The sequence below is a fragment of the Pseudomonas sp. BB438 genome (assembly GCF_057180225.1).
The window spans coordinates 4,547,929-4,565,935 of record NZ_CM170001.1 but is presented as its reverse complement, the minus strand read 5'-3'; the positions used below and the strand labels follow the sequence as shown (position 1 = coordinate 4,565,935).

Annotated in this window: 14 protein-coding genes; 12 read left to right on the top strand and 2 right to left on the bottom strand. The window is 64.1% G+C overall.

Going from position 1 to position 18,007, the window contains the following annotated elements; all coding sequences use genetic code 11:
• Positions 1-5 precede the first annotated feature (5 nt).
• Positions 6-950 (top strand): 1-aminocyclopropane-1-carboxylate deaminase/D-cysteine desulfhydrase, encoded by a 945-nt coding sequence (locus AC1ZV1_RS20840; protein WP_484293420.1) that lies wholly within the window; start codon positions 6-8, stop codon positions 948-950.
• On the opposite strand, the gene AC1ZV1_RS20835 is transcribed toward AC1ZV1_RS20840, so the two are convergent.
• Positions 938-1,876 (bottom strand): DUF1853 family protein, encoded by a 939-nt coding sequence (locus AC1ZV1_RS20835; protein ID WP_484293419.1) that lies wholly within the window; start codon positions 1,874-1,876, stop codon positions 938-940. The two genes, AC1ZV1_RS20840 and AC1ZV1_RS20835, sit on opposite strands and share 13 nt — an antisense overlap.
• 111 nt (positions 1,877-1,987) lie before the next feature.
• Here AC1ZV1_RS20835 and AC1ZV1_RS20830 point away from each other — a divergent pair, with 111 nt between their 5' ends.
• The 10 genes from AC1ZV1_RS20830 (at position 1,988) to AC1ZV1_RS20785 (ending at position 16,460) form a co-directional block, all read left to right on the top strand.
• Complete coding sequence (locus AC1ZV1_RS20830; RefSeq protein WP_017519352.1) at positions 1,988-2,875, top strand: NAD(+) kinase; 888 nt, start codon at positions 1,988-1,990, stop codon at positions 2,873-2,875.
• Entirely contained in the window at positions 2,875-3,855 is a 981-nt protein-coding gene (locus AC1ZV1_RS20825) for a metallophosphoesterase (RefSeq protein ID WP_484293418.1), read from the top strand. The genes AC1ZV1_RS20830 and AC1ZV1_RS20825 overlap by 1 nt, the downstream gene beginning before the upstream one ends.
• A complete protein-coding gene (locus AC1ZV1_RS20820) occupies positions 3,852-4,718 on the top strand; it encodes a rhomboid family intramembrane serine protease (RefSeq protein WP_484293417.1) in 867 nt (288 codons plus the stop codon). Before AC1ZV1_RS20825 ends, AC1ZV1_RS20820 begins: the two co-directional genes overlap by 4 nt.
• Positions 4,719-4,832: 114 nt before the next feature.
• Complete coding sequence (locus AC1ZV1_RS20815) at positions 4,833-5,093, top strand: YeaC family protein (protein WP_484293416.1); 261 nt, start codon at positions 4,833-4,835, stop codon at positions 5,091-5,093.
• Entirely contained in the window at positions 5,093-5,920 is an 828-nt protein-coding gene (locus tag AC1ZV1_RS20810; RefSeq protein ID WP_484293415.1) for a DUF2797 domain-containing protein, read from the top strand. The genes AC1ZV1_RS20815 and AC1ZV1_RS20810 overlap by 1 nt, the downstream gene beginning before the upstream one ends.
• Positions 5,921-6,080: 160 nt before the next feature.
• Positions 6,081-8,738 carry an aminopeptidase N gene (gene pepN / locus AC1ZV1_RS20805; RefSeq protein WP_484293414.1) on the top strand — a complete coding sequence of 886 codons (2,658 nt, stop codon included), beginning with the start codon at positions 6,081-6,083 and terminating at the stop codon, positions 8,736-8,738.
• Between the two features lie 484 nt (positions 8,739-9,222).
• Positions 9,223-11,190 carry a DUF1302 domain-containing protein gene (locus AC1ZV1_RS20800; protein ID WP_484293413.1) on the top strand — a complete coding sequence of 656 codons (1,968 nt, stop codon included), beginning with the start codon at positions 9,223-9,225 and terminating at the stop codon, positions 11,188-11,190.
• 74 nt (positions 11,191-11,264) lie between these two features.
• Positions 11,265-12,632: a DUF1329 domain-containing protein gene (locus tag AC1ZV1_RS20795; protein WP_484293412.1), complete on the top strand. Its 1,368-nt coding sequence runs from the start codon at positions 11,265-11,267 to the stop codon at positions 12,630-12,632.
• A gap of 349 nt (positions 12,633-12,981) precedes the next feature.
• A complete protein-coding gene (locus AC1ZV1_RS20790) occupies positions 12,982-14,064 on the top strand; it encodes a WD40/YVTN/BNR-like repeat-containing protein (RefSeq protein ID WP_484293411.1) in 1,083 nt (360 codons plus the stop codon).
• Between the two features lie 14 nt (positions 14,065-14,078).
• Positions 14,079-16,460: an efflux RND transporter permease subunit gene (locus AC1ZV1_RS20785; RefSeq protein WP_484293410.1), complete on the top strand. Its 2,382-nt coding sequence runs from the start codon at positions 14,079-14,081 to the stop codon at positions 16,458-16,460.
• A gap of 172 nt (positions 16,461-16,632) precedes the next feature.
• Here the strand turns inward: AC1ZV1_RS20785 and AC1ZV1_RS20780 are convergent, their stop codons facing one another.
• On the bottom strand, positions 16,633-17,430 hold the full coding sequence (locus tag AC1ZV1_RS20780; RefSeq protein WP_484293409.1) for a cyclase family protein: 798 nt from the start codon (positions 17,428-17,430) through the stop codon (positions 16,633-16,635).
• 112 nt (positions 17,431-17,542) lie between these two features.
• Here AC1ZV1_RS20780 and AC1ZV1_RS20775 point away from each other — a divergent pair, with 112 nt between their 5' ends.
• Entirely contained in the window at positions 17,543-17,959 is a 417-nt protein-coding gene (locus tag AC1ZV1_RS20775) for a carboxymuconolactone decarboxylase family protein (protein WP_484293408.1), read from the top strand.
• Positions 17,960-18,007: the final 48 nt, after the last annotated feature.

Sequence of the window (18,007 nt, the reverse complement as noted above, 5' to 3'; positions counted from 1 at the left end):
GCGTCGTGCGCTTCCCCGACTGGCGCCCTGACGCTCCCCTGCAACGCCTCTACCTGGATTGGCTCGACCGCGCCGGCGTCGAGCTGGCGTTGTTGCGCCTGGACCTCGTGGACGCGCAGGTCTCCGGCAACAACTGGTTCAAGCTCGCCCCTTATCTCCAGCAAGCCGCCGACCTGGGCCATCACGGCGTGATGACCCTGGGCGGCGCCCATTCCAACCACTTGCACGCGGTGGCGGCGGCCGGCGCGCGATTCGGCTTCGAGACCGTGGGACTGCTGCGCGGAGAAGAGCAGGACAATCCCACGGTGGCTGATCTGCGCCAGCTCGGCATGCAGCTCCACTGGCTCGGCTATGGCGGTTATCGCCGGCGTCACGACGCTGGTTTCTGGACGCCCTGGCGCGAGCGCTACCCCCGGTTGCTGGCGGTGGGCGAGGGTGGCGGAGGGCTCGCGGGGGCGCAAGGCTGCTCGCCGTTGGTTGCGCGGATTCGCGAGCAACTCGTCGAGATCGGCTGGGCTGACTATCAGCAGCTCTGGGTCGCCTGCGGCACCGGTACGACCCTGGCCGGCCTGGTGCTGGGTGAGCGCGGCGCGCATCCTGTGGTCGGTGCCATGGCGGTGCCTCCGGGGCACGGTATTGAAACACAGGTGCCTGAACTGTTGAGGGAGGGCGGCGCGGGCGATGCCGGATACCGGCTGATCGATGCCAGCCGTGGCGGCTTTGCGCGGATCGACGCGGCACTGGCACGCTTCATCCTCGCAACCGAAGCCGCAAGCGGCGTACCGCTGGAGCCCCTGTACACCGGCAAACTGTTGCTGGCCTTGCGCGATGAGATCGCAGAAGGGCGCATCGAGCGCGGCGCTCGCATTGTCGCGATCCACGGTGGCGGTCTGCAGGGGCGGCGGGCGCTGGATGAAGCATTGAAAGCGCTGGCTGTTCAGCGCGAATAGCCGCTGTGCACCCGCGGCCAACGGTCGCCCACCAGGAACAGCCGTTCCTGCTCCCGCCAGCGGCCGTGCCGTTGCTCCAGGCGCACCAGCATCTGCGGGAAGCCGTCTTCGGGCAGCTCGGCCAGCCAGGTGGCGAAGCGCGCTGCGCTCCAGCATTCATCTTCGACTGTCGGAGATAGCCAGGCCTTGCGCGACAGCGCCTGCCAGCCGTGCGGATGCAGGGCATGGTAGGCCGGCCAGGCGCGCCGATGCAGCCAGCGGCCGCGCTGGTGGTTGTCGCTGGCGCCTACGGGGGGTGGACAGGGCGTGGGCCAGGAGTAGAACAGGTAGCCGCCGAGCCACAGTCCGGGGGCCGGCTCCGCGCGACTGAACTGGCGTACGACGGCGAGGCCTTCCGTGGTGGACGAGAGCGGCAACTGGTGCTGGTAGAAGTGTTCGATCTTGCGCAGCAGGTGGTCTTCGGCGCCTGGGCCGAGCCAGGCGTTCGGGCCGTCGTCGCTGGGGCCGAGGTAGAGCTTGATGGCCAGTTCGAGGTGATGCAGGCCGTCGTCGTCCTCCAGCAGCAGGTCCAGTTCGCCGAGGGTCTGGCCGTTGTCGCGCACCGGCAGGTTGGCCGCCAGCAGGCGCAGGTCCGGCGCGTGCTCCAGCGCGTATTGCCAGAGGCGTTCGTAGTAGCGGCCCAGGCGCTGGTGTGGCGCGGATTCGAGCTGTTCCAGCAATTCGCCTGGCGATCGTTCCTGGGTGTGCAGCCAGGCGGCCAGCAGCGCGGGCTGCGAGTACCAGCGACTGGCACTCAGCGGATGGCGCAGGGCGGGGCTGCCGGGTTGCAGCAGGGGCGGGGAGAGCAGCGTCCAGGCAAGGTCGCGGACCTGCGGCTGGCGCAGGTCGATCAGCAGCTCGTCGAGCAGTGCGGTGAAGTCGGTCATCCGTGAAGCCTAGCCGTTATGGTCGTGCTCCGGCCACGCGTGGTTTGCCGCTGCTTCCGCGTTTCGCCCATAATTCCGACACTCAAGTAGCGCAACGCCGTCCGGAGTCCCATGGAACCCTTTCGCAATATCGGCATCATCGGCCGCCTGGGCAGCACCCAGGTTCTGGAAACCATCCGTCGGCTGAAGAAATTCCTCACCGAGCGCCACCTGCATGTGATCCTCGAGGACACCATTGCCGAGGTCCTGCCGGGCCACGGCCTGCAGACCTGCTCGCGAAAGATCATGGGAGAAATCTGCGACCTGGTCATCGTGGTCGGCGGCGACGGCAGCATGCTCGGCGCCGCGCGCGCCCTGGCCCGCCACAAGGTGCCGGTGCTGGGGATCAACCGTGGCAGCCTGGGCTTCCTCACCGATATTCGCCCTGACGAGCTGGAGACCAAGGTGGCCGAAGTGCTCGGTGGCCAGTACATCGTCGAGAGCCGCTTCCTGCTGGATGCACTGGTGCGCCGCCACGGCGAATCCATCGGCCAGGGCGACGCGCTGAACGACGTGGTGCTGCACCCCGGCAAGTCCACGCGGATGATCGAGTTCGAGCTGTACATCGACGGCCAGTTCGTCTGCAGCCAGAAGGCCGACGGTCTGATCGTCGCCACCCCGACCGGCTCCACTGCCTACGCGCTGTCTGCCGGCGGCCCGATCATGCATCCGAAGCTGGATGCCATCGTGGTCGTGCCAATGTACCCGCACATGCTCTCCAGTCGGCCCATCGTGGTCGACGGCAACAGTGAGCTGAAGATCGTCGTCTCGCCGAACATGCAGATCTACCCGCAGGTTTCCTGCGACGGCCAGAACCACTTCACCTGCGCGCCGGGCGACACCGTCACGGTGAGCAAGAAGCCGCAGAAGTTGCGCCTGATCCACCCGATCGACCACAACTACTACGAGGTCTGCCGGACCAAGCTGGGCTGGGGCAGCCGCCTCGGGAGCAGCGAGTGATGGAACTCGATCCTGCACGCGGCTATGACCTGATCGGCGACATCCACGGCTGCGCGCACACCCTCGACCACCTGCTGGAGCGCCTCGGCTACCGGCTGCAGGGCGGCGTGTGGCGACATTCGAGGCGTCAGGCGTTGTTCCTCGGCGACATCATCGACCGTGGCCCGCGCATCCGTGAGGCCTTGCACCGGGTGCACGACATGGTGGCCGCCGGCGAAGCGCTGTGCATCATGGGCAACCACGAATTCAATGCGCTCGGCTGGTCCACGCCGGCCGCACCGGGCAGCGGCCGGCAGTACGTGCGCGAGCACACCCCGCGCCATGCCCGGCTGATCCGGGAGACGCTGGAACAGTTCGAAGGTCACCCGGCGGACTGGCGCGACTTCCTCGGATGGTTCCAGGAGATGCCGCTGTTCCTCGATTCCGGGCGCTTCCGCATGGTCCATGCCTGCTGGGACCACGACGTGATCGACGCGCTGCGGCAGCAATTCCCGGATGGTCGCATCGACGAAGCCTTCCTCATGGCTACCGCCGAGCCGGGCAGCTTTGCCCAGCAGGCCTGCGACCGCCTGCTGCGTGGGACCGACATGCGCCTGCCCAACGGCCTGACGCTGACCGGCAGCGACGGTTTCACCCGCGCCTTTTTCCGCACCAAGTTCTGGGAAGAGGACCGCGCGCCGGAAACCTACGGCGACATCGTGTTCCAGCCCGATGCGCTGCCCGACGAAGTGGCCAGCGAGCGCCTGAGCGAGGAGCAGAAGTCCCGGCTGCTGACCTACGGCGCCGACGAGCCGCTGCTGTTCGTCGGCCACTACTGGCGGCGTGGCACGCCGGCACCGATCCGCCCGAACCTCGCCTGCCTGGACTACAGCGCGGTGATGTACGGCAAGCTCGCCGCCTATCGGCTGGACGAGGAAACGCGGCTGGACCGCAACAAGTTCGTTTGGGTGGATGTGAAGCGTCCGGAGGGCGATGAGTGAGCGCGGTTGAAGCGATGCGGTTGCCGGCGGCAGTCGACCTGGGAGCGTTCGTCGGCCTGCTGCGCCGCCTGAACGTGCCGTTCCGGGTCAGCGAGGAGTCGGGCGAACAGGTGCTCTGGGTACCCAACTCCCAACTGGCCGAGCAGGTGCGCAGCCTGTACGAACGTTATCCACAGGGCGATCCGGAGTTCACCGTGCACGCAGAGCCCCAGCGCCGCGGGCCAGGTTTCGTGCAGCAGTTGAAGTTGAGCCGGATGACGGCGTTGGTGCTGCTGGTGACCTTCGTGGTAGCGGCCATCACCCTGCTCGGGACCACGCCGGAGACGCTGCGCTGGTTCACTTTCCAGAACTTCCAGATGGTTGGCGAGGATCGCGCGCTGTTCTATCCGTTGTCCGACTCGCTGGCGCAGGGGCAGTGGTGGCGCCTGTTCACGCCCATGCTGATCCACTTCGGCTGGCTGCACCTGGCGATGAACGCGATGTGGTACTGGGAGCTGGGCCGGCGCATCGAGTATCGCCAGGGGGCATGGATGCTGCTGGGGCTGAGCCTGGGCTTCGGCCTGGTGTCGAACCTGGTGCAGTACAGCTGGAGCGGTCCGAGCCTGTTCGGCGGCTTGTCCGGTGTGCTTTACGGCCTGCTCGGCCACTGCTGGATCTTCCAGCGCATGGCGCCCACGCCGGCCTACCACCTGCCCAAGGGCGTGGTGGCGATGATGCTGATCTGGCTCCTGGTGTGCCTGTCCGGCGTGATCGATCTGCTCGGCTTCGGCTCCATCGCCAACGGTGCCCACGTCGGTGGACTGGTGGCGGGTTGCGTGAGCGGCCTGATCGGCGGGCTGTTGGCGCGGCGTCGGGCAGTCTGATGCTGAACCTGCGGGAGCGGGCCGATCTGCGCAACCGATTGACTGGCGTTCGTGCGCGCGAGGCTTTCGCCCGGTAGAATGCCGGCTTCGTTTTTCCCCTGCAGGAGCCGGCCCATGTCGTCCTTCGCCGAAATGATCCAGAACATCACCCCGGAAATCTACGAGAGCCTCAAGCTGGCCGTGGAAATCGGCAAGTGGCCAGATGGCCGCAAACTGTCCCAGGAGCAGAAGGAGCTGTCGCTGCAGGCCATGATCGCCTGGGAGACGGACAATCTCCCCGAGGACCAGCGCACCGGCTACATGGGCCCGCAGGAATGCGCGTCCCACGCCGAGCCGATTCCGAACATGATTTTCTCCTCCAATTCGCTGCACTGATGCAGGAGCTTGGACGCGGCGCCCTGGACAAGATGTCGGCGCGCCTTGAAAGCCCCGTGCAGTACGCCTTCCGCCTGGGCGATGCGCAGGTCCCGGTCAATCCGCTGATCGGCAGGACGGTGCGCCTGGAGTACCTGGGCGAGATCCACTGCTGCCATTGCGGGCGCAGGACGAAGAAGAGCTTCGCCCAGGGCTACTGCTATCCGTGCTTCACCAAGCTGGCGCAATGCGACAGCTGCATCATGAGCCCGGAAAAGTGCCACTTCGAGGAAGGCTCCTGCCGTGAGCCGGAGTGGGGCGAGCGCTTCTGCATGACCGACCACGTGGTCTACCTGGCCAACTCCTCGGGAGCGAAGGTGGGGATTACCCGCGCCACCCAGGTGCCGACCCGCTGGATTGACCAAGGGGCGCGCCAGGCGCTACCGATCATGCGCGTGGCGACCCGCCAGCAGTCCGGTTTCGTCGAGGACCTGCTGCGCAGCCAGGTCACCGACCGCACCAACTGGCGCGCGCTGCTCAAGGGCGAGGCCGAGCCGCTGGACCTGGTGGCGCTGCGCGAGCAGATCTTCGACGCTTGCGCCGAGGGTATCGTCGCTCTGCAGCAGCGCTTCGGCCTGCAGGCGATCCAGCCGGTGATCGACATGGACCCCATCGAGATCAGCTATCCGGTGGAGGCCTACCTGGCCAAGATCACCAGCTTCGATCTGGACAAGACGCCGGTGGTCGAGGGTACCCTGCAGGGTATCAAGGGCCAGTACCTGATCTTCGATACCGGCGTGATCAACGTGCGCAAATTCACCGCGTACCAACTGGCCATCAGCGCCTGATCGAACCTGCATTGAATTTTCGGCGCGCAGCTCTCATCTAGAGAACGATGCATCCAGGGATAGATGCGTTCCCGACTCGCCCGCGCCGTTCCCAATCGCTAGAGTCAGTATTCCTCCGGCCGGCCCATCCTGCCCGCCGCCTTCCAAGGGGCCAAAAGCCATGCGTACCGAGCAACCGAAAGTCATCTACCTCAAGGACTATCAGGCACCCGAGTACCTGATTGACGAGACCAACCTGACCTTCGAGCTGTACGAGGACCACACCCTGGTCCACGCCCAGCTGGTGATGCGCCGCAACCCTGAGCGTGGCGACGGTCTGCCGCCCCTGGTGCTCGATGGCCAGCAGCTGGAGCTGCTGTCGGTGGCGCTGGATGACCAGGCCCTCGAAGCCGGCCAGTACCAGCTCGACGAGAATCACCTGACCCTGCAGCCGACGGCGAAGACCTTCACCGTCGACAGCACCGTGCGCATCCACCCGGAAAGCAACACCGCGCTGGAAGGCCTGTACAAGTCCGGCAAGATGTTCTGCACCCAGTGCGAGGCCGAGGGCTTCCGCAAGATCACCTACTACCTCGACCGCCCGGACGTGATGAGCAGCTTCACCACCACGCTGTCGGCCGAGCAGCACCAGTACCCGGTGCTGCTGTCCAACGGCAACCCGGTGGCCAGCGGCTCGGAAGAGGGAGGTCGCCACTGGGCAACCTGGCAGGATCCGTTCAAGAAGCCGGCCTACCTGTTCGCCCTGGTCGCCGGTGACCTCTGGTGCGTGGAAGACCAGTTCACCACCATGAGCGAGCGCGACGTCACCCTGCGCATCTATGTCGAGCCGGAGAACATCGACAAGGTCCAGCACGCCATGGACAGCCTGAAGAATTCCATGCGCTGGGACGAGAAGGTCTATGGCCGCGAGTATGACCTGGACATCTTCATGATCGTCGCGGTCAACGACTTCAACATGGGCGCCATGGAGAACAAGGGCCTCAACATCTTCAATTCCAGTTGCGTGCTGGCCAAGGCCGAAACCGCGACTGACGCTGCTCACCAGCGCGTCGAAGGCGTGGTCGCCCACGAGTACTTCCACAACTGGTCGGGCAACCGCGTGACCTGCCGCGACTGGTTCCAGCTGTCGCTCAAGGAAGGCTTCACCGTATTCCGCGACAGCGAATTCTCCGCCGACATGAATTCGCGCACCGTCAAGCGCGTCGAGGACGTGGCCTTCCTGCGCACCAACCAGTTCGCCGAGGACGCCGGCCCCATGGCGCACCCGGTGCGCCCGGATTCCTTCATCGAGATTTCCAACTTCTACACCCTGACCGTCTACGAGAAGGGTTCGGAAGTGGTTCGCATGATCCACACCCTGCTGGGCGCCGATGGCTTCCGCAAGGGCACCGACCTGTACTTCGAGCGACATGACGGCCAGGCCGTGACCTGCGACGACTTCGTCAAGGCCATGGAAGACGCCAACGGTGTCGACCTCACCCAGTTCAAGCGCTGGTACAGCCAATCCGGTACGCCACGCCTGGCAGTGGAGGAAAGCTTCGACGCCGCTGCGCAGAGCTACACCCTGACCTTCCGCCAGAGCTGCCCGGCCACGCCGGGGCAGAGCGAGAAGCAGCCGTTCGTCATTCCGGTGCAGATGGGCCTGATCGACAAGCTGGGCAATGCCCTGTCGCTGCGTCTGCAGGGTGAAGAACACGCCCACGGCAGCGACCGTGTACTGCAGGTCACCGAGGCCGAGCAGTCGTTCACCTTCGTCGGGCTCGCGGAGAAGCCGCTGCCGTCGCTGCTGCGTGGTTTCTCGGCGCCAGTGAAGCTGAGCTTCCCGTACAACCGCGATCAGCTGATGTTCCTCATGCAGTTTGATGAGGACGGCTTCAATCGCTGGGAAGCGGGCCAGCAGCTGTCCGTGCAGGTCCTGCAGGACCTGGTCGGCCAGCACCAGCGTGGCGAGCAGCTTGTCCTGGATGATCGCCTGATCACTGCCTTCCGCACCCTGCTGCTGGACACCGGACTGGACCAGGCCATGGTTGCCGAGATGCTCTCGCTGCCGAGCGAGGCGTACCTTACCGAGATCAGCGACGTGGCTGACGTCGAGGCGATCCACGCAGCCCGTGAGTTCGCTCGCCAGCAGATCGGTGCAGCGCTGCACGAGCCGCTGTGGGCGCGTTACCAGGCCAACCGCAAGCAGTCCCGAGAGACTGCCTACGTCGCTGAGGCCTCGCACATCGCCCGTCGCAGCCTGCAGAACATTGCGCTGTCCTATCTGATGCAGAGCGGCAAGGCCGAGGTGCTCGCTGCCTGCCAGGAGCAGTACAAGGATTGCTACAACATGACCGAGCGCCTGACCGCGCTGGCCGTGCTGGTCAATTCCTCGTTCGAGAAGGAGAAGGCCGAGGCGCTGGCGATGTTTGCCGACTACTTCAAGGACGACCCGCTGGTGATGGACCAGTGGTTCAGCGTTCAGGCCGGCTGCACCCTGCCGGGCGGGCTGGAGCGGGTGCAGGAGCTGACGAAGCACCCGGCCTTCACCCTGAAGAACCCGAACAAGATCCGTGCGCTGATCGGTGCCTTCGCCAATCAGAACGCAGTGAACTTCCACCGCGCGGATGGCGCCGGCTATCGCTTCCTCGCCGACCAGATCATCACCCTCAATGCGCTCAACCCGCAGATCGCCTCGCGCCTGCTGACGCCGCTGACCCGCTGGCGCAAGTACGCCCCGGCGCGCCAGGCACTGATGAAGGCTGAGTTGGAACGCATTCTGGCGTCCGGCGAATTGTCCAGCGATGTCTACGAAGTGGTCAGCAAGAGTCTCGCCTAACACACCTGCCGCGCCCCGTCCGGTGGGCGCATGCGACTTTCGAAAAGGTGTTACCGACCTTTGTTGGTAACACCTTTTTGTTACCTATCGAAATTGACTGGCGTCCTGTTTATCGCTTTGCGTTATTGAGCGAAAAGCTCCGACGTGTCTGCAGCGCGCCTTCAGGGGCGGATTGCGCCATTTAGGGTGGCCGTTGGCGCAATCGGCCACTCGAGTTGATCAGTGAATGATCAGTCACAAAAAGTAGCGTGCTTAATCTTTATTTTTTGTAAGCAGAATCAGAAGTATCTGAATTCTGGCATTGGGGTTGCACCGGCCGACGCTGCTTAGCCTTTGCCCGTCCATTGGGACGGGAGGCGTGTCGAGCACCTTGGGGGAGTTTCCTTCAGATCGACGACAACAAGGCCGTGGAATAACGGCTGACAAGGCGTACCGCGCACTGGCGGCGCCGCCAAAGAATGATCAGTCCATGGAGTGAGTCCTAATGGAAATCCCAGTTCGCAAGCCTGTCTTGCGTTATGCGCCTGCTCGTGCGGGCTTTGCCCTGGCAGGTATCCTGCCGCTGCTGATGTCCGCCCCGGCAAGCGCCGTCGAGTTCAGCTTCCTCGACAACGAAATCTCCGGCTCGCTGGACAGCACCGTGTCCTACGGCGCCCTGTGGCGCGTTCAGGGCCAGGACAAGACCAACAACGATATCAACGGCAACGACGGCAACCGCAACTTCAGCACTGGCCTGGTTTCCGAGGTGTACAAGATCACTTCCGACCTGGAAGCGACTTACAAGAACTACGGTCTGTTCGTACGTGGCTCGGCTTTCTATGACACCCAGATCATGGACAAGCGCAACGACTACTACGATCACAACCAGCCGCCACAGCCGAGCCAGACCTACCCCAACAGCGATCGCTTCACCAGCGAAACTCGTGATGCTGCCGGCAACCGCGCCGAGATCCTCGATGCCTACGTCTACGGCAACTGGGATGTGGCCGACCACCCGCTGAGCGCCCGCCTGGGTCGTCAGGTGTTCAACTGGGGCGAGGGCATCTTCTACCGTGGCGGCGTGAACACCACCAACCCGGTGGACGCCGCCAAGTTCCGTCTGCCGGGCTCCGAGCTGAAGGAAGTGCTGATGCCGGTTGAAGCCCTGAGCTTCAATATCGGCCTGACCGACAACCTGTCGATGGACACCTTCTACCAGTGGAACTGGAAGGAAACCCGTATCGACCCGGTTGGCACCTTCTTCTCCGAGACTGACCTGTTCGCCGATGGTGGCAACACGGCCTATACCACCGTCAGCGCCCTGTCCAACCCGCTGTTCCAGAGCCTTTACCCGCAGCTGTCCGCAGCCAATGTGGGGGGCCTGCAGGGCACCAGCTACCTGGATTCCAATGGCGTGTTCAAGGTTGCCCACGTCGGCAAGGACATCAACGCCAAGAACGACGGCCAGTTCGGCGTCGCCTTCCACTACGTGGCCGAGGAACTGAACTCCACCGAGTTCGGCTTCTACTTCGTCAACTACCACTCGAAAGAGCCGACCATCTACGCCGATCTGAACAGCGATTACGCCGGCGTGAACCTCGACCAACTGGCTGGCGTCGGCGGTTTCACCTCCTACGACCAACTGGTTTCGGCTGCCGGCAGCGGCAATGCCCTGGCCGGCCAGGTGCTGAGCCTGGTCAACGGTGCCACCTCCGTGGACGTCGCCAACCAGGTCAACGCCCGTCGCGAGTACGTCGAGAACATCCGCATGTACGGCTTCAGCTTCAACACCACCGTGGGCGACGCCTCGGTGTTCGGTGAGCTGGCCTACCGCCCGAACCTGCCGATCGGCATCGCCACCACCAACGACCTGCTGGGCGACCTGCTGGTCCAGGCTCCGGCGCTGGCCAGCGGCAAGACCGTGAATATCGGTGGTGGTCAGGTCTCGATGAGCGACCAGATCCACAACTACGAGCGCGTCGAGGCCTTCAATACCTCGCTGGGCACCATCTACAACTTCGGCCCGTCGCTGTCCTTCGACTCGCTGATGGGCGTGGCGGAGCTGGCGTCCGAGCACCTGCGCGGCAGCGACCTGAAGTACACCGCGTACGACGGCAGCACCCGCTACTACTCCGGCCGCAGCAATGGCGCCTACATCTCCGGCTACGACCGTGACGATCAGGTGAACAAGAACGCCTACGGCTACACCCTGCTGCTCTCGGGTACCTGGAACGACGTCTTCGCCGGCGTGAACATCTCGCCCTACGCCGTCTACAAGGACGACTTCGAAGGCAACTCCTACCAGACCGGCAACTTCATCGAAGGCCGCAAGGCCTACACCCTGGGCGTCAAGGCCACCTACCTGAACGCCCTGGAAGCCGAGCTGCAATACACCGAGTTCTACGGCGCCGGGCAGAACAACGCCTCTCGCGACCGCGACAACGTGGGCTTCAACGTCAAGTACTCGTTCTAACGAAAACAGATCCTATGAAAGCCGTGCGGCGGGCGTCAGAAGTACCCGCCGCACACACCTCACGGAGAAGCAACATGCGCAACATGCGTACCCTGGTCGGCGCCGCCGTGGCCCTGGCCCTGTCCGCCGGCAGCGCCCTGGCGGCGGTTTCCCCGCAGGACGCGGCCAAGCTGCAGTCGAACCTGACCCCGCTGGGCGCGGAAAAGGCCGGCAATGCCGCCGGCACCATCCCGGCCTGGACCGGCGGCATCACCCAGGCGCCGGCCGGCTACAAGCCGGGCCAGCACCACATCGACCCGTTCGCTGCCGACAAGCCGCTGTACACCATCACCAAGGCGAACCTGGACCAGTACAAGGCCAACCTGACCCCGGGCACCCTGGCGCTGTTCGCCACCTACCCGGACACCTTCCAGATGCCGGTGTACCCGAGCCGCCGCAGTGGTTCGGCGCCGCAGTGGGTGTATGACAACACCTTCAAGAACGCGACCAGCGCCAAGCTGGCCGAGGGCGGCAACGGCTTCGTCGATGCCTTCGGCGGCATTCCGTTCCCGATCCCGCAGAGCGGCGTGGAAGCGGTGTGGAACCACATCGCCCGCTACCGCGGTACCTACGTCGTGCGTCGCGCCTCCGAAGTGGCCGTGCAGCGCAACGGCGATTACTCGCTGGTGACCTCGCAGCAGGAAGCGCTGTTCAAGTACTACATCCAGGGCAAGAGCTTCGCAGACCTGAACAACCTGCTGTTCTACTACCTGTCGTTCACCAAGAGTCCGGCCCGTCTGGCGGGTGGTGCCGCCCTGGTGCACGAGACCCTGGATCAGGTGAAGGAACCGCGTCAGGCCTGGGGCTACAACGCTGGCCAGCGCCGCGTGCGCCGTGCGCCGAACCTGGCTTACGACACTCCGATCGCTGCCGCCGACGGCCTGCGCACTGCCGATGACACCGACATGTTCAACGGCTCGCCGGATCGCTATGACTGGAAGCTCGTGGGCAAGAAGGAAATGTACATCCCGTACAACAACTACAAGGTGTCCAGCCCTGAGGTTAAGTACAAGGATCTGCTGACCCCGAATCACCTGAACCCGAAATACACCCGCTACGAGCTGCACCGCGTGTGGGTCGTCGAAGGCACCCTGAAGCCGGGCGCGCGCCACATCTACTCCAAGCGCGTGCTGTTCCTGGACGAAGACAGCTGGGGCGCCGCCGAAGTCGATCAGTACGACGGTCGTGGCGAACTGTGGCGTGTATCGCTGGCCTACCTGAAGAACTACTACGAGCTGCCCACCACCTGGACCGCTCTGGATACCTTCCACGACCTGCAGGCCCGTCGCTACCACGTACAGAACCTGGACAACGAAGAGCCGAGCACCATCGACTTCGGCCAGGCCGTACCGGACGACTCCTACTTCAGCCCGTCCGCACTGCGTCGCCGCGGCACTCGCTGAGTTCGCCGTCAGGCTTGCCGGAACGAGCTTGCTCGCGAACCGCCCAGCTTCGGTTCTGCCGGCTGACACGTTTGCAAGCAGGCTCGTGCGTACAGACAGAGCCCCGCCCCTGGCGGGGCTTTTTTATGGCTTCGTGAAAGCACTGGGCGTGAAAGTGTTACCGCTTCACCCGTTGCAGGCCCCTGGCGACGCGCCTTTCGGCTGATGCGGCGAAGCGCGGTCATCCTTTCGAGTGACGCGAGTGGGGCTTAACAAAAGATAACGTGCCGTTAATTGTCAGCCCCGGAAAAGGCTGGCTATATAGCTCCAAACTACATACCGCCTGCATAAGAAAAAGAGGTAAAGGCATATGCGTGAGCCCCTGTGGCGCACTTCGAGCGAGCAGCCCGTCTCGGGAGTGCAACGCTCCTTCCCGATGTCGCGCAAGTCGATTTCCCTGCTCGGCGCGTTTTCCTTCCTGATGATGTCCCTGGCTCCGCTGCATGCCGTTGCCGCAACGGACGCCGCCAGCGATTCCAACTCGATCATTTCCGCCAAGGCCTCCAGCAGCCTGCTGCTGAGCGTTGCCCATGCCGGCAAGCGCCTGGTCGCGGTGGGTGATCACGGGCACATCCTCTATTCCGACGACGCAGGCAAGAGCTGGACCCAGGCCACCGTGCCGACCCGCCAACTGCTGACCTCGGTGTTCTTCATCAACGACAAGAAGGGCTGGGCCGTCGGCCATGACGCCCAGGTCCTGGCCACCACCGACGGCGGCACCACCTGGGTGCGCCAGTTCGAGGACCTCAAGCGCGAAGCGCCGCTGCTGGACATCTGGTTCCAGGACGAGAGCCACGGCATGGCCGTGGGCGCCTACGGCGCGCTGCTGGAAACCACCGATGGTGGCCAGCACTGGGAAGACGTCAGCGACCGCCTCGACAACGAAGACCAGTTCCACCTCAACGCCATTACGGCAGTGAAGGATGCCGGCCTGTTCGTGGTCGGCGAGGCGGGCAGCATGTTCCGCTCCAAGGACTGGGGCGAGACCTGGGAAAAACTCCAGGGCCCGTACGAAGGCTCGCTGTTCGGTGCCACTGGTACTACCCAGGCCGGCACCGTCCTGGCGTACGGCCTGCGCGGCCACCTGTTCCGCTCCACCGATTTCGGCAGCACCTGGCAGCAGGTCAGCCTGCCCACCGCCAACGGCGGCGAGCTGGAGTTCGGCCTCTCCGAAGGCAGCCTGCTGGATGACGGCACCATCGTCGTCGTCGGTCATGGCGGCAGCGTGCTGGAGAGCAAGGATGATGGCGTGAGCTTCAGCGTCGTCAACCGTCCGGACCGCCTGTCCCTCGCGGGCGTGAGCGCGGCCGGCAATGGCAACCTGGTCCTGGTCGGCCAGGGCGGTATCCATCTGGCTTCGGCGACCGGCGCCGAGCTGACAGAACAACAATAAGCCGGGGAGCCGCAATGAACGCTCTGAACAAGCATCAACAGGACAAGGCGACTTTCCTGGAACGCATCATCTTCACCCACCGGCCGTTCGTGATCATCGCGTGCCTGCTGGTGACCCTCTTCCTCGCCTGGTCGGCCACGCAAGTGCGCCCGTCCACCAGCTTCGAGAAGATGATCCCGCTGCAGCATCCGTTCATCCAGAACATGCTGGAGCACCGCAACGACCTGGCCAACCTCGGCAACACCGTGCGCATCTCGGTGGAGGCGGTGAACGGCGACATCTTCACCAAGGAATACATGGAGACGCTGCGGCAGATCCATGATGAGGTCTTCTACATCCCCGGCGTCGACCGCTCCGGCATGAAGTCGCTGTGGAGCCCGAGCGTGCGCTGGACCGAAGTGACCGAGGAAGGCTTCGCCGGTGGCGAGGTGATCCCGCAGACCTACGACGGTTCCGCCAAGGCCCTGGACCTGCTGCGCAACAACGTGCTCAAGTCCGGCCAGATCGGCCGCCTGGTGGCCAACAACTTCAAGTCGAGCATCGTCGACGTGCCGCTGCTGGAGGTCTATCCGGACCCGAAGGACCAGGGCAAGCTGATGAAGCTGGACTATCGCCAGTTCTCCCATGAGCTGGAAGAGAAAATCCGCGACAAGTACCAGCTGCAGAACCCCAACGTGAAGATCCACATCACCGGCTTCGCCAAGAAGGTCGGTGACCTGATCGACGGCCTGCTGATGGTGGTCGGCTTCTTCGGCATCTGCTTCGTCATCACCCTGGTGCTGCTGCTGTGGTTCACCAAGTGCGTGCGCTCCACCATCGCGGTGCTGTCCACCACCCTGGTGGCGGTGATCTGGCAGCTGGGCATCCTGCACCTGATCGGCTTCGGGCTGGACCCGTACTCGATGCTGGTGCCGTTCCTGATCTTCGCCATTGGTATTTCCCACGGCGTGCAGAAGATCAACGGTATCGCCCTGCAGTCCAGTGACGCGGAAACCCCGCTGCTGGCTGCCCGTCGTACCTTCCGCCAGCTGTTCCTGCCGGGCATGATCGCGATCCTCGCGGACGCCGTCGGCTTCATCACCCTGCTGGTGATCGACATCGGCGTGATCCGCGAACTGGCCATCGGCGCTTCCATCGGCGTGGCGGTGATCGTGTTCACCAACCTGATCCTGCTGCCGGTCGCCATTTCCTACATCGGCATCAGCAAGAAGGCGGTGCAGCGCAGCAAGGAAGACGCGGTGCGCGACCATCCCTTCTGGCGTGCGCTGTCCAACTTCGCCAGCCCGTCCGTGGCGCCGATCTCCGTGGTCATCGCCCTGGCGATGTTCGCCGGCGGCATGTGGCAGGGCCATCACCTGAAGATCGGTGACCTCGACCAGGGCGCGCCGGAGCTGCGTCCGGACTCGCGCTACAACCTGGATAACGACTTCATCATCCGCAACTACTCGACCAGCTCCGACGTGCTGGTGGTGATGGTCGCATCCGAAGCCGAAGGTTGCTCCACCCACAAGACCCTGTCCGCCATCGACGAGCTGGCCTGGCGCCTGGAGAACACCCAGGGCGTGCAGTCGGCCATCTCCCTGGTCACCGTCTCCAAGCAGATGATCAAGGGCATGAACGAAGGCAACCTGAAGTGGGAGTCGCTGTCGCGCAACCAGGACGTGCTGAACAACTCCATCAGCCGCGCCGAAGGCCTGTTCAACAGCAACTGCTCGCTGGCGCCCCTGCTGGTATTCCTCAACGACCACAAGGCCGAAACTCTCGACCGCGCCGTCGCTGTCGTTCAGGACTTTGCCAAGGCCAACGAGAAGGACGACCTGAAGTTCAAGCTCGCCGCCGGTAACGCCGGTATCGAGGCCGCCACCAACGACGTGATCAAGCACTCGGAACTGACCATCCTGATCCTGGTGTACATCTGCGTGGCGGTGATGTGCCTGATCACCTTCCGTTCCTTTGCCGCGACCCTGTGCATCGTGTTGCCGCTGATCCTCACCTCGGTGCTGGGCAACGCGCTGATGGCTACCCTGGGCATCGGCGTGAAGGTGGCAACCCTGCCGGTGATTGCGCTGGGTGTGGGTATTGGCGTGGACTACGGGATCTACATCTACACCCGCCTGGAGTCCTTCCTGCGCCAGGGTCTGTCCCTGCAGGAGGCCTACTACGAGACCCTGAAGTCCACCGGCAAGGCCGTACTGTTCACCGGTCTGTGCCTGGCCATCGGCGTTGCCACCTGGATCTTCTCGGCGATCAAGTTCCAGGCCGACATGGGCCTGATGCTGACCTTCATGCTCCTCTGGAACATGTTCGGTGCCCTGTGGCTGCTGCCGGCGCTGGCGCGCTTCCTGATCAACCCGGAGAAGGTACGTCAGAAGAAGGCATCGATCCTGGTTCACTGATCGACGCTCCAGCACGAAAAAACGCGGCCCTCGGGCCGCGTTTTTTTATGGCTTCCAGATCGAACCCGGAGCCGCGATTGGCTTCGCCTCGCTCGGGTTCAGGCGTCGATTTCCCTGTAGGAGCGGGCCACGCCCGCGATCGCGCGCATGGCGCGCTGCTGGAGTTGCTGCGTCACGGCAGGATCGCGAACACCCGCGCCGGGAAGCCCGTGCCCTCGGCGATCTTCGGGAAGCTCACCACGGCCAGCGCGCCGGCTTCGGGCACCTTGTCGAGGTTGGCGAGCAGTTCTATCTGGTAATGGTTGGTGCCCAGGATGTAGGACTCCAGCGAGTAGTCGTCCTTGCTGGTGGCGATGCCCGGGTCGGTGTCGGTGGTCTCGTGGCCGGATGCGGTGATCTTGCGGGTCTCGTAGAGATACACCAGCGCTTCCTTGCTCCAGCCCGGATAGTGCGCGACACCCTTGGCATCCTGGTTCTGCATCTTCGCCTGGTCCGGCCAGCGCTGGGACCAGTCGGTGCGCAGCGCAACGAAGGAGCCTTCCGGCACTGCGCCGTGCCTGCTCTCCCAGGCTTTCACGTCGGCCAGGGTCAGTACGTAGTCCGGGTTCTTCGCCACCTGCTCGTGGATGTCGATGACCACCAGCGGCAGGAACTGCTCCTTCACCTCCAACTGGTCGACACTGCGCAGCCCCTTGTGGAAGTGCACGGGCGGGTCGACGTGGGTGCCCCACTGGCCGACGTGACTGTACAGCTCCACCTGGAAGCCATCCTTGTCCACGGTGTAGAGCGTTTTGCGGCCCATGGGTTCGAAGCCTTTCCAGTGGGGGGTGTTGCTGTCGAACGAGTGGGTCAGGTCGACGAAAGTGTGCTGCTTGAGGCTGGCGTAGGTGTCCCACAGGCCGGGTTGGGCGGCCTGGCTCGCGGCGGGCAGGAGTGCGGCGGCGAAGAGCAGGGCGGGAAGGCGTTGCATGGGTCTGATTCCTTGACGGGGATGGGAGAAAGCGCCTTATCTTTCTCCATCGCTCGATCCGTCATCCAATTCTGAATTCTGCTTTTCTTATTCCCTTTCGTTAGGAGTTCTCATGTCTTTCCAGCTCATCGAGTATGCCGAAGCCAGCCCCGACGTTCGTGCCGTCTACGACGACATCATGGCGACCCGCAAGATCGACTGGGTGAACAACTTCTGGAAAGCCCTGGCCAACCACCCGCAGACCCTCAAGCGCACCTGGGAAAGCCTCAAGGACGTGATGGGGCCGGGGCAGTTGGACCCGCTGGTGAAGGAGCTGATCTATGTGGCCGTCAGCGTCACCAACAACTGCAACTACTGCATCGGTTCCCACGGCGCAGCGGCGCGCAAGGCCGGAATGGACGACGCCATGCTCGGCGAGCTGATGGCGGTCGTTGCGATGGCCAACGAGACCAACCGCCTCGCCATTGGCTACCAGGTGCCGCTGGACGATGTGTTCAAGGGGGCGGTGATGGAAAGCAGCGGTAGCTGATTCCGCTCCGGATCTTGTTGGGCGTGCTTCTGCAGGTTGACTCCGGCG

What these genes read in the sequence shown, in the direction of transcription:
- AC1ZV1_RS20835 (WP_484293419.1), bottom strand. Translation starts at nt 1,876, where the DNA reads ATGACCGACTTCACCGCACTGCTCGACGAGCTGCTGATCGACCTGCGC.
- AC1ZV1_RS20830 (WP_017519352.1), top strand. Translation starts at nt 1,988, where the DNA reads ATGGAACCCTTTCGCAATATCGGCATCATCGGCCGCCTGGGCAGCACC.
- AC1ZV1_RS20825 (WP_484293418.1), top strand. Translation starts at nt 2,875, where the DNA reads ATGGAACTCGATCCTGCACGCGGCTATGACCTGATCGGCGACATCCAC.
- AC1ZV1_RS20815 (WP_484293416.1), top strand. Translation starts at nt 4,833, where the DNA reads ATGTCGTCCTTCGCCGAAATGATCCAGAACATCACCCCGGAAATCTAC.
- AC1ZV1_RS20810 (WP_484293415.1), top strand. Translation starts at nt 5,093, where the DNA reads ATGCAGGAGCTTGGACGCGGCGCCCTGGACAAGATGTCGGCGCGCCTT.
- pepN (WP_484293414.1), top strand. Translation starts at nt 6,081, where the DNA reads ATGCGTACCGAGCAACCGAAAGTCATCTACCTCAAGGACTATCAGGCA.
- AC1ZV1_RS20800 (WP_484293413.1), top strand. Translation starts at nt 9,223, where the DNA reads ATGGAAATCCCAGTTCGCAAGCCTGTCTTGCGTTATGCGCCTGCTCGT.
- AC1ZV1_RS20795 (WP_484293412.1), top strand. Translation starts at nt 11,265, where the DNA reads ATGCGCAACATGCGTACCCTGGTCGGCGCCGCCGTGGCCCTGGCCCTG.
- AC1ZV1_RS20790 (WP_484293411.1), top strand. Translation starts at nt 12,982, where the DNA reads ATGCGTGAGCCCCTGTGGCGCACTTCGAGCGAGCAGCCCGTCTCGGGA.
- AC1ZV1_RS20785 (WP_484293410.1), top strand. Translation starts at nt 14,079, where the DNA reads ATGAACGCTCTGAACAAGCATCAACAGGACAAGGCGACTTTCCTGGAA.
- AC1ZV1_RS20780 (WP_484293409.1), bottom strand. Translation starts at nt 17,430, where the DNA reads ATGCAACGCCTTCCCGCCCTGCTCTTCGCCGCCGCACTCCTGCCCGCC.
- AC1ZV1_RS20775 (WP_484293408.1), top strand. Translation starts at nt 17,543, where the DNA reads ATGTCTTTCCAGCTCATCGAGTATGCCGAAGCCAGCCCCGACGTTCGT.